Genomic DNA, 8,507 nt, shown 5'->3' on the forward strand with positions numbered 1-8,507 from the left:
AGCCGTTGTTGTAGACGTCGTTTGCTGGCGTCTGGAAATCGACACTGCCCTGAGTCTTGCCGGCTTCAACGGTCACGGTCTGGCCGTTGGACAGGGTCACGGTTACCGGGGTCTGGGCAGGATTGCTCAGGGTGACGGTGTAGGTGATCACACCGCCTTCGGTCACCGACGGGCTCGCGGTCAACGTTGCAGTGGTGGTGTCGACCGAGTCATTGATCGTGGTTTGAGCTGGGGTCGGGTTCGGCGTCAGTTGTTCGAAGTTACCGCCAGTGGCGTTTTCGATGGTGACGCTAACGGTGGAGCCATTGTTGTAAACGTCGTTAGCCGGCGTCTGGAAATCGACACTGCCCTGAGTCTTACCCGCTTCAACAGTCACAGTCTGGCCGTTGGACAGGGTCACGGTTACCGGGGTCTGAGCAGGGTTGCTCAGGGTCACGGTATAGGTAATCACGCCGCCCTCGGTCACACTCGGCGAAGCCGTAAGCGTTGCGGTAGTGGTGTCGATGGTATCAGTCACCTGGGTGACCGCCGGCGTTTGCGGCAATGTAACGGTCAGGCCGCCACCGCCAGTACTCCCGGTGACAGTCGTCGAGATCTGCCCACCATCAATGTAAGGCGTATCGTTTGCCGGTACCTGGACATTGACACTGCCGCTTGTCTGCCCCGCCGGTATGGTGATCACGGCACCATTGGACAGGGTAATCACCAGGTTGGTAGTTGGCGCCTGACCCACGGTGGCGGTATAGACGATGACGCCACCCGCTTCACTGATGGAAGGGGTGGCGCCGAGGACAAGGTCGGTAGCAACGTTGGCGTCGGTGGTCGGTGGGGTCACCAGATTGTTGTTGGTGCCCAGCTGACCGACCTGCACGCTGTTGAGCGCGGCTGCAGAGCTTAAACCCTCGGTGGGGAAACCGACGGTCGGATCAACCCGGCCCGCAGTCTCTTCCAGCATTACGAAGCTATGGCCGCCGCCCGCCGCGCCACCACCACCCGCTGCCGACGGACCAGCAGCGGTAGCTTCAAGCTCGGTAGTCGGGTCGACACCCGCAGCAATCGCCTGCTGCAGCTCTTCTACCGAAGGCGCTGCCTGGGCAGTGGCCTGATCAAGGTCGGTGCTGCTGTCAGGTGTATCGGCGCTCCACTGGCTGTCACGGCCAAGGTCGAGCAGGCGGCCATCAGCCAGTTCCAGGGTAACTGCGCCACCAGGGCCAGTGAGCACTTCCTCACCGGCCAACAGACGGTCACCTTCAATGAGTACACGCCGGATGCCCTCTGGGGATACCGCGATAACCTGGCCGACAATACTTTTGACGATGGCTACAACGCTGCTCATTGGACTCTCCGTGTGACCCGGTGGGTACTTCCGTGCCAGAGCGGCACTTGCAGGCCACTTCAGGCGGAACTATGTCGATGATCTTTGACGTTTTTTGACGTCAATATTCCGTCTATAACTGTTTGGAATTACTTAACTGCCAAACTATTGACCTTATACAGGCCATCCTAAACAATCGGCAATGTAATGTCACATTGATATTTGTACCTTAGCCAAGCCTATCCGCAGGACAAATGTCGTACGTCAGCGAACCGGTGTTTCGCGCGCAGTACGGTTAACTATTTCCGCGCCACAACGGCCGGTTTCCACTGGATAGGCAGCAACCTGGCGCCATTATTCTGATCGCCTGCAATCACTCGACAACGCTATCGCTTTGCAAGCATAAACCTTGCCGAACTACGCCGCGAACTTCGCAAAACCGAGTCGCCAGACCACCACGCAACCTGCTGGCGCCACGCCGTCAGGGGCCATTCCTTGGTGCAAATCAAAGAGATAACGATCGGCGCGAAGTGCTGCGCCAGGAGGGATTGAAACCCAGCTGCGATTATTGATCGCGGATGCTTTGGCAGGCTGCTTTTTATAGATGAATTTTGACTAACAACCGACGAGAAAACGCCAATAAAACAGCGCCTGCTTACTGACCATGTCTACACTGGTTTTCCAAGACCACATGCCATGAAAAAAGGGCAAGCTATGCTGAATTCAGGCGTCAAAACCACGACGGGCCAAGTCAGAATATGAAACATTCACTGCACGGCACCCTCTGGTCGAAATGAAGCACGCAGAACTGTTTACTCAGTAACGATTCAAGGCGACCATGGCCATCTGCCCGAGCCCTGCGGTATCACACCGCCATCAGTACTGCCTGGCAGCACCATAGAATGCCAAGGTGAGCCGGCCGAGCTTGAACGGCAGCCCACCTATCCCACCCACCACAAGGATGAAGAGAGCGCCGCGTGGAATCCGAAGTCAGTCGAGTCCAACTCAGCCACGATCCACGCAGTCAGCATGACGATCCGTTGCTGGATAGTCTGCTGAGCCTGTGTGTCCTGCACCAGAAACCCGCCAGCCGGGTGATGCTGACCACAGGCCTGCCGCTGCCCGCCCAGCGCCTGAGCCCCGAGCTGCTGCCCCGCGCCGCCGCCCGCGCCGGCCTGCAAGGGCGCCTGCTGCAGCGCAAACTTGAGCAGATCCCGACTATAGCCATGCCGGCCATGCTGCTGCTCAAGGAGGGCCGCAGCGCCGTTCTGCTGGGCTGGGAGAACGAAGATACCGCCCGCCTGTTGCTTAGCGAAAGCGACGGCGGCGAGGTGCACGTCAGCCGCGAAGCCCTGCTCGGCGACTACAGCGGCCGTGTGTTCTTCGCACAGCCGCAGCACAAGTTCGACGTCAACCACGGCAACCTGATCCCGCGAGCGAAGTCGTGGTTCCGCGACACGCTGTTGCGCAGCAAGTGGCTGTACATCGATGCCATCGCCGCCAGCCTGGTGATCAACCTGATTGCCCTTGCCGCCCCGCTGTTCGTGATGAACGTGTATGACAGGGTGGTACCCAACCAAGCCACTTCGACGCTCTGGGTATTGGCCATCGGTATCGCCGGCGCCTATATCTTCGATTTGATTCTCAAAGGCCTGCGCGGCCTGTGCCTGGACCTGGCCGGCAAGAAAACCGACCTGATCATCTCGGCAACGCTGTTTGAACGTATTGTCGGCATGTCGATGAAATACCGGCCGGCGAGGGTAGGCAGCTTTGCCCAGAACATTCACGAGTTCCAGGGCCTACGCGACTTCCTTGCCTCGCTGACCCTGACCAGCCTGATCGACCTGCCCTTCACGATCCTGATCCTGATCGTGATCGCCATCATTGGCGGGCACCTCGTATGGATTCCGATCATCGCCTTCCCCCTGGCCCTGGGTATCGGCTATGCCCTGCAGCGGCCGTTGATGGCAACCATGGAGCGAACCATGGCGCTAGCCTCTGAGCGCCAGTCCAGCCTGATCGAGACATTGGCCGGCCTGGATGCGGTCAAGGTCAACAATGCCGAAAGCGAACGCCAGTACATGTGGGAGCAGACCCTTGGCACCCTCAGTCGTCTGGAGCTGCGTGTGAAGGTGCTGTCGAGCCTGGCGATGAACATCACCCTGCTGATACAGCAGTTGGCAGGCGTGGCAATGATCTGCGTCGGCGTGTACCTGATCATCGACGGCAACCTCAGCATGGGTGGCCTGGTAGCGTGCTACATGCTCAGCGGCCGTGCCCTGGGCCCGCTGGGCCAGCTCAACGGCCTGCTCGCGCGATACCAGCAAGCCAAGGTGACCATGGTCTCCACGGACCACATGATGGAGCTGCCGCAGGAGCGCAATTTCGAAGAGCGCCCACTGAGCCGCAAGGTACTGCAGGGCAGCGTGGAGTTTCGTGGGGTCGACTTCACCTACCCGAACCAGCAGAACATGGCGCTGAAGAACATCAACCTGACCATACGCCCCGGCGAAAAGGTCGGCATCATCGGCCGCAGTGGTTCGGGCAAGAGCTCACTGGCCAAGCTCATCGTCGGCCTGTACGAGGCCGACGGCGGGTCGCTGCTGGTAGACGGTGTGGACATCCGCCAGATCGACGTCAGCGAATTGCGCCATAACGTTGGCTACGTCCCGCAGGATATCCAACTGCTGGCGGGCACCCTGCGTGACAACCTGGTCAGCGGTGCGCGTTACATCGAGGACGAACTGATCCTGCAGGCCGCTGAACTGGCTGGCGTACATGAATTCGCCCGGCTGCACCCGGACGGCTATGAGCTGCAGGTAGGCGAACGTGGGCAGAACCTGTCCGGCGGTCAGCGGCAGAACGTTGCCCTGGGCCGTGCGCTGCTGCTCAACCCGCAGATCCTGCTGCTGGACGAACCCACCAGTGCCATGGACAACACCGGTGAGGAGCGCCTCAAGCAACGTTTGCAGGCGGTGGTGGAAGGCAAGACAGTACTGCTCGTCACCCACCGTGCCTCGCTGCTGTCGCTGGTAGACCGGTTGATCGTGATCGATCGCGGGCAGATTGTCGCCGACGGCCCGAAAGCCGCGGTCATGGACGCGCTGAAGAAGGGGCAGATCAGTGTTGCATAAGCTGGATATCGGGCAGTTCAAGGATAGCTTGCGGCGCTATTTCAAAGGCTCCGAGTCACTGGGCGGCCAGCCGCTGCCAGAGGTCAACAAGGCCCTGATCGAGGATGCCCCACGGGTGGTGCGGCTGACTATCTGGGGCGTCATCCTGTTTTTCGTGTTCCTGATCGTGTGGGCCAGCGTGGCCCCCATTGACGAGGTCACCCGGGGTGAAGGCAAGGCCATTCCGTCGTCCAAGGTGCAGAAAATCCAGAACCTGGAGGGTGGCATCGTCGCCGAGATCTTCGCCAAGGAAGGGCAGATTGTCGAAGTGGGCCAGCCGCTATTGCGCCTGGATGAAACCCGCTTCGCCTCCAACGTGGGTGAAACCGAGGCCGACCGACTGGCCATGGCCCTGCGTGTCGAGCGCCTGAGTGCAGAGGTGCAGGACAGCCCACTGAAAATCGACGAAGCCTTGCGCAAGGCGGCACCCAGCCAGGCTGCCAGCGAAGAGTCGCTGTACCAGAGCCGGCGCCAGCAACTGCAGGACGAGATTGGCGGCTTGCAGCAGCAGTTGGTCCAGCGCCAGCAGGAACTGCGCGAATACAGCTCCAAGCGCGCCCAGTACGCCAACAGCCTGGAGTTGCTGCGCAAGGAAATCAGCATGTCTGAACCGCTGGTGGCCACCGGCGCGATTTCCCAGGTCGAGGTGCTGCGCCTGCGCCGTGCCGAAGTGGAAAACCGCGGTCAGCTGGACTCCACGGCACTGGCCATTCCCCGCGCAGAGGCGGCCATCCGCGAGGTGCAGAGCAAGATCGAAGAGACCCGCGGCAAGTTCCGCAGTGAAGCGCTGACCCAGTTGAACGAAGCGCGCACCGAGCTGAACAAGGCCACCGCAACCAGCAAAGCGCTGGACGACCGGGTAAACCGCACGCTGGTGACCTCGCCAGTGCGAGGTATCGTCAAGCAGATGCTGGTGAACACCATTGGCGGGGTTATCCAGCCAGGTAGCGACATCATCGAAGTGGTACCGCTGGACGACACGCTGGTGATCGAGGCGAAGATCCTGCCCAAGGACATCGCATTCCTGCACCCTGGCCAGGAAGCCACAGTCAAGTTCACAGCCTATGACTACACCATCTATGGCGGGCTCAAGGCCAAGCTGGAGCAGATCGGTGCCGACACCATCACCGATGAAGACAAGAAGACCACGTACTACCTGATCAAGCTGCGCACCGATCGCAGCCACCTGGGCACCGATGAGAAGCCCCTGCTGATCATCCCGGGCATGGTGGCAACGGTGGATATCATGACCGGCAAGAAGACCATCATGAGCTACCTGCTCAAGCCGATCATGAAGGCACGTTCGGAAGCACTGCGGGAGCGCTGATCAAGGGCTGTGAGGGCTAACAGCAAGAGCGGCCTTGCGTCGCGACAGGGGCCGCACTGCGGCCCTTTCACAACACCAGGCTGCTCCCTCCCTGATGCGATCAGCGCCAGGGCGCAGGCTCGCCAACCAGCTGCCCCTGTATTCCGCCTACGCCCATCTCCTGCAGTACCTTGCGCTCCCCTTCGGTCTCGACCCGTTCGGCGATCAATGGCAAATCAATGCTGTGCGCCGCCCGCTGGATCGCTTCGATGAACAGCCGCTTGTGCTGCTCGTGGTCGATGTTACGGATGTAGCTGCCGTCGATCTTGAGGTAGGCCAAGCCCAGATGGGCCAAGTTGCCAATCATGCTGAAGCGCCCGCCGAAACGCTGCAGCGCCAGGCCGAAGCCTAGCCCGTGCAGCCGTCGGGTGAGGTGTTCCAGGGCGGCCTGGTCAGGCAGTTGCTCTTCGCCGATTTCAAACACCAGGCGCGGGCCCAATGCTGCGTTCTGGCCTAGCAGCTCGAAGACCCGCTGCAGCGCCTTGGCGTCGCCAAGGGTGGCTGCGGAGAGGTTGAGCGCCACCACCTGATCGTGCCCGCGCAGGTGGGCCAGTACTTTCTCCAGTACCAGTATGTCCAGGCGCGGCATCCAGCCAAAGCGTTCCAGCCAAGGCAGGAAGCGCCCTGCGGGCAAGGCCTCGCCCTGCCCGTCCTGCAAGCGCGAAATCACCTTGTGGTGCAGTACACGTTGCGCTGTGGCGGTGTCCACCACCGGTTGGAAGAACAACTCGAAGCGGCCATTGTTGAAAGCCTGGTCCAGGCGCTCGTGCCACGCGTGCTGGCTGTCCGCCGCTACGGCGGCAACGCCTTGTTCAAGGCACACCCAGCCAGGGGTAGGCTGGTTCTCGGCGCGGGCCAGGGCTTCGTCGGCGAGCTTGAGCAGCGCCTGCGGCGCGTCACCAGGGCTATAGGGTGCAAGGCCGATGCAAGCCACCGGGTGAACATCACTGGCGCCGGTTTCATGCAGGCTGAGCAGGGTCGCTTCCAGCGCCTGGGCAAGCTGTACCGCCTCTTCATGCACCATGCTCGGCGCCAATACGGCGAACTCGCCGCCGCGGCTGCGGGAAATCAGGTCTTTGGTTTCCGGGAAACTGGCACAGGTACGGCGCAACTGCTCCCCCACCGCCTGTAGCAACTGGTCGGTGCGCTGACCGCCCAGGCGGGCGTTCAAACCGGCCAGGCCTTGTACCCGCAAGAGCAGCAAGTAGCCGGCGCGGGCCTCCTCCAGATTACTGACCCGGGTGTTCAACTGCATCTCGAAATAACGGCGGTTGGACAGCCCGGTCAGGCTGTCCTGGTAAGACTCTGCCCGCAGCCGCTCACTGCGCTCGGCCTGTTCGGTAAACAGCGCCTTGAGCTTTTCAACCATCTGGTTCATGGCCTGCACGACCCGGCGCAGCTCCGGGGTACGCGGCAGCTCTGGCAGGCTCAGGAATTCGCGGCGGGCAATGGCATGGGACTGCTCGACCATATAGTCCAGCGGACGCAACTGGCGGCGCAATAACAAGGCGCCGAGCACGGCACTGGCGGCACCACACAACAGCAGCCAACCCAAGCTGCCCAGAGCGCTCTGCCAAAGTTTGGCAATGGCGAACATCGGGTGGCTGACCACCTCGACGCGCGCGGCCTGCTGCCAGCCGCGGCTGACGATGGCATCGCCACCTGCGGCTTCAAGGCCGATCAAGCGCACGAACCACTGTGGCACGCCGCCAGGGTCCGGCTCGGCGTGGCGCTCCACCAGGACCGCATTTGAGCCCAAGTCGACAACTTTGATGCTTGCGTAGTAACCACTGTCGAAGATCGAACTGACCATCAGCTCGACCATCGCCGGGTCGTCGATGTTCGGCGTCAGCGACAGCGCCAGCGCGGTCGCCGCATCCTGGGCATGCGAGCGCAGCTGGTTGACATACTGGCTGCGTGAGCTTTCCAGGCTGACCATGAAACTGCCACTGAAGGCGACCACCAGGAACAGGCAAATGGCCAACAGCAATTGTTTGAACAGTGACATCTGTGCTCCTTCAATAGACCGGTTCGGCCGGGAAGCCTTCGGCCTGCATTTTCTTCAGCAAATCCTGCCAGCGGGAAAGCCGCTTGGTATCACCGACCTTTTTGTTGCCTGCGGCCCCCGTCAGCCACAACCCCTCGCCATTGAAGGCATAGACCGGCAACAGGTCGGTTCGTTGACTGGCAGGTTTGATCGCGTCCATCAGGCTATCGAGGACCAATGGCTGGGCCTGTGGGCTTGAATAATAGGTCAGGACCATGTGCGCCCGGTTCTGCCGCAACGCCTTGACGTAGGTGATACGAAGCTTTTCACTGGCAATACCCATGCGCCGCAAGCTGAAATACTTGGCTATGGCGTAGTCCTCGCAGTCACCGGCCCCTTTGATGAGTGCCTGCACCGGTGTGGCCCAGTAATCGACCTCCTGCCACAGGTCGATGTCCTCGACATAACGCAGTTGCTGGTTGAAAAAGCGGTTCACCACCTGCAACCGTTCCAGCTCGCTGCCTTGAGCCTGCGTTGCCATCAGGCGCTGCCAGGCGTCGATACGACCCTGCCCCGCGCCCAGCGGGCCATACAAGGCCTGGGACTTGCGGCTGATCTGGGAAAAGTCCCAATCCGCGTGCAAGCCGCCCAGCAGCAGACCGCCCA

The 8,507-nt window shown here is 61.1% G+C and carries 5 protein-coding genes; 2 read left to right on the forward strand and 3 right to left on the reverse strand.

From position 1 onward, the window contains the following. A partial coding sequence (locus tag APH30_RS24885) for a retention module-containing protein (RefSeq protein ID WP_054914039.1) occupies nucleotides 1-1,336 on the reverse strand: 1,336 nt, incomplete at its 3' end. A gap of 956 nt (nucleotides 1,337-2,292) precedes the next feature. Here APH30_RS24885 and APH30_RS24890 point away from each other — a divergent pair. Beyond that, nucleotides 2,293-4,449, forward strand: coding sequence for a type I secretion system permease/ATPase (locus APH30_RS24890; RefSeq protein ID WP_029886243.1), 2,157 nt, complete (start codon nucleotides 2,293-2,295; stop codon nucleotides 4,447-4,449). Beyond that, nucleotides 4,439-5,815 (forward strand): HlyD family type I secretion periplasmic adaptor subunit, encoded by a 1,377-nt coding sequence (locus APH30_RS24895; RefSeq protein ID WP_054914040.1) that lies wholly within the window; start codon nucleotides 4,439-4,441, stop codon nucleotides 5,813-5,815. The genes APH30_RS24890 and APH30_RS24895 overlap by 11 nt, the downstream gene beginning before the upstream one ends. 100 nt (nucleotides 5,816-5,915) lie before the next feature. On the opposite strand, the gene lapD is transcribed toward APH30_RS24895, so the two are convergent. Both lapD and lapG read right to left on the reverse strand, forming a co-directional pair. Further along, the gene (gene lapD, locus APH30_RS24900; protein ID WP_054914041.1) at nucleotides 5,916-7,862 is read right to left on the reverse strand and encodes a cyclic di-GMP receptor LapD; all 1,947 of its coding nucleotides are present in this window, start codon (nucleotides 7,860-7,862) and stop codon (nucleotides 5,916-5,918) included. 10 nt (nucleotides 7,863-7,872) lie between these two features. Then, nucleotides 7,873-8,507: cysteine protease LapG (gene lapG, locus APH30_RS24905; RefSeq protein ID WP_054914042.1), on the reverse strand; the 635-nt coding region annotated here is incomplete at its 5' end.

Source organism: Pseudomonas sp. NBRC 111127 (assembly GCF_001320345.1).
Taxonomy (GTDB): Bacteria; Pseudomonadota; Gammaproteobacteria; order Pseudomonadales; family Pseudomonadaceae; genus Aquipseudomonas; species Aquipseudomonas juntendi.

Bases quoted from the DNA above. Each gene is read 5' to 3' on its own strand.
- lapD (WP_054914041.1), bottom strand. From the start codon at position 7,862: ATGTCACTGTTCAAACAATTGCTGTTGGCCATTTGCCTGTTCCTGGTG.